Source organism: Methylibium sp. T29, from assembly GCF_000576205.1.
Classification (GTDB): Bacteria; Pseudomonadota; Gammaproteobacteria; order Burkholderiales; family Burkholderiaceae_C; genus Methylibium; species Methylibium petroleiphilum.
This window is the reverse complement of sequence record NZ_AZND01000353.1, coordinates 1-2839: the sequence shown is the minus strand read 5'-3', so window position 1 is coordinate 2839 and position 2839 is coordinate 1. Positions and strand designations below refer to the sequence as shown.

The window sequence follows — 2839 nt, the reverse complement described above, 5'->3', positions numbered from 1 at the left end:
GTGGCGGTCGAGCCGCCGCCGGCCGCCGCCCGCACCACCGGCCCCGCCGCCGCAGCCGCGCACCGTGGCGATCACGCAGGTCGAGTACCTGACGCCGCCGAACCTGGTCTACCCGACCGCTTCCAAGCGGCTCAACGAATCGGGCCGCGTGCACGTGCGCGTGCTGGTCGACGACCAAGGCCTGCCGCGCCAGATGCTCCTGCAGCGCTCGTCCGGCTTCTCCCGCCTCGACGACGCCGCACTTGCCACCGTGAAGGCAACGCGCTTCAAGCCCTACACCGAGAACGGCGTGGCCCAGCCCTTCTGGGTCGTGATGCCCCTGGTCTTTGAAATGGAGAGATGACCGTGACCGATGTGAACACTTCGATGGGCTTCGCCCACTTCATCGCGCAGAGCGATTTCGTCGGCAAGTCGCTGCTGGCCGTGCTGGTGGTGATGTCGGCCATCTCGTGGACCCTGATCGTCGTCAAGGGCCTCGGCCAGCTGCTGCGCACGCGGCGCAGCGAGAAGTTCCTGCACTTCTTCTGGAACGCGCGCTCGCTCGACGAGGTGGGCGCCGAGATCGGCACCCATGGCGTGCAGGAGCCGTTCGCGCACCTGACCGCCCACGCGATCAACGCGCAGGCCCACCATGCCCGCTACGGCGCGGCCAAGCTGGAGGAGGCGGGCACCGCGCAGGACTTCGTCACCCGCACCATCAAGAAGGTGCTCGACGAGGAGACCACGCGGCTCGAGAACGGCCTGACCTGGCTCGCGACGATCGGCGCCACCGCGCCCTTCGTCGGCCTGTTCGGCACGGTCTGGGGCGTGTACCACGCGCTGGTGGCGATCGGCATGAGCGGCTCGGGCACGCTCGACAAGGTGGCCGGCCCGGTGGGCGAGGCGCTGATCATGACCGGCATCGGCCTCGCGGTCGCGATCCCCGCGGTGATGGCCTACAACGCCATCACGCGCAGCAACCGCGTGCTCAACGCCAAGCTCGACGCCTTCGCCTTCGAGCTGATGACCTTCCTGTCGATGGGTTCGCCGCTGGCCGACGCCGCGAAGAGCGGCAGCGACAACGTGCGCACGATGCCGGGCAAGCTGACCCCGGCCGCGCGCGGCGCCTGAGCCCTTCCCTTCACCCTTCACGCAGGAGCCAGCCCACCATGGCCTTCGCCAGCTTCGACCGCAAATCCTCGTCCGCTCCGGTGTCCGAGATCAACATGGTGCCGCTGATCGACGTGATGCTGGTGCTGCTGGTGATCTTCATCGTCACCGCCCCGCTGCTCACCCATGCGGTCAAGCTCGACCTGCCGAAGGCGAGCAGCCAGGTCAACGAGCTCAAGCCCGACAAGATCGAGTTCGCGATCGACGGCGCCGGCGTCCGCTTCTGGAACGGCGAGACGGTGACACGCGAAGAGGCCGCGCAGCGCTTCGCCGACGCCGGACAGAAGCAGCCGCAACCCGAGGTGCATCTGCGCGCCGACCAGGCGGTGGCCTACCGCTACGTCGCCGAGACCCTGGCCGACGCCTCGAAGGCGGGCCTGAGCAAGGTCGGCTTCGTCAGCGAGCCCGACGCGCGCTGACGGCGGCCACGCCGCCCGTCGGACGACGAAGGCCGCCGCGTGCGGCCTTCGTCACATCGGGCCCGTGACGCCGGCGCGGCCCGCCCGGGCTTTACAAAGCCGCCACAATCGCGCCCCATTGCTTAACCGTGCGGCCCGCAGACTGGCGACTCCTTCGCCGCCGGCCCACACCGACCGCCGCACCCGCACCCCAGGACCCCGGCTCCGTTTCCCATGACCGCACCCCCCGACACCGCATCGCGCCCGCGCTGGCGCCGCATTCTCGCCCATCGTGCCCTGTGGGCCGTGATCGCGCTGCTGCTGATCGTCGGCGGCGGCTACGCGGCCTGGCGCCTGTTCTATGGCCAGCCCAACCTGCGCGAGCAGTACCAGTTCGCGACGGTGCAGCGCGCCGACATCCAGGACCTGGTGACCGCGACCGGCACCGTGCAGCCGCGCGACTACGTCGACGTCGGCGCACAGGTGTCCGGGCAGTTGAAGCGGCTGCACGTCGAGGTCGGCTCGATCGTCAAGGCCGGCGACCTGCTGGCCGAGATCGACCCGACGGTGCTGACCGCCACCGTCGATGCGCGCCGCGCCGGCCTGCGCAACCAGCGCGCGACGCTGGCCGAGCGTGAATCGCAGTACGCGCTGGCGCAGCTGCTGCTCACCCGCCAGCGCAACCTGATGAAGGACGACGCGACGACCACCGAGTCACTGCAGCAGGCCGAGGCCACCGCCAAGGCCGCCAAGGCGCAGATCGACGCCATCAAGGCGTCGATCGAGCAGACCGAGTCGACGCTCCGGGCCGACGAGGCCAACCTCAACTACGCCAAGATCTACGCCCCGCTGGCCGGCACCGTGGTCAGCGTCACCGCGCGCCAGGGCCAGACCCTGAACGCCAACCAGTCGGCGCCGACCATCCTGCGCATCGCCGACCTGTCGACGATGACGGTGCAGACCCAGGTGTCGGAAGCCGACGTCAGCAAGCTGCGCCAGGACATGACGGTCTACTTCACGACCCTGGGCAGCCAGGGCCGGCGCTGGTACGGCACGCTGCGCAAGGTGGAGCCGACGCCGACCGTGACCAACAACGTGGTGCTCTACAACGCGCTGTTCGACGTGCCCAACAACAACCAGGCACTGATGACGAACATGACCGCGCAGGTCTTCTTCATCGCGGCCGAGGCCAAGGACGCGCTGGTCGTGCCGGTCGCGGCGATCGGCAGCACCGGCAGCGGACGCACTGGCGGGGGCCGCCGCGAGCGCGGCGAGACCGAGCGCGCCGCGTC

Annotated in this window: 4 protein-coding genes; all 4 read left to right on the top strand. The window is 69.9% G+C overall.

The window, feature by feature from the left end; translation table 11 throughout:
• On the top strand, window positions 1-343 hold a 343-nt coding region (locus tag x551_RS20705; protein ID WP_036250855.1), incomplete at its 5' end, for an energy transducer TonB.
• Window positions 340-1110 (top strand): MotA/TolQ/ExbB proton channel family protein, encoded by a 771-nt coding sequence (locus tag x551_RS20700; RefSeq protein ID WP_231497828.1) that lies wholly within the window; start codon window positions 340-342, stop codon window positions 1108-1110. The genes x551_RS20705 and x551_RS20700, both read left to right, overlap by 4 nt.
• 38 nt (window positions 1111-1148) lie before the next feature.
• The gene (locus tag x551_RS20695) at window positions 1149-1568 is read left to right on the top strand and encodes a biopolymer transporter ExbD (RefSeq protein WP_011831293.1); all 420 of its coding nucleotides are present in this window, start codon (window positions 1149-1151) and stop codon (window positions 1566-1568) included.
• A gap of 213 nt (window positions 1569-1781) precedes the next feature.
• Window positions 1782-2839: efflux RND transporter periplasmic adaptor subunit (locus x551_RS20690; RefSeq protein WP_152543618.1), on the top strand; the 1058-nt coding region annotated here is incomplete at its 3' end.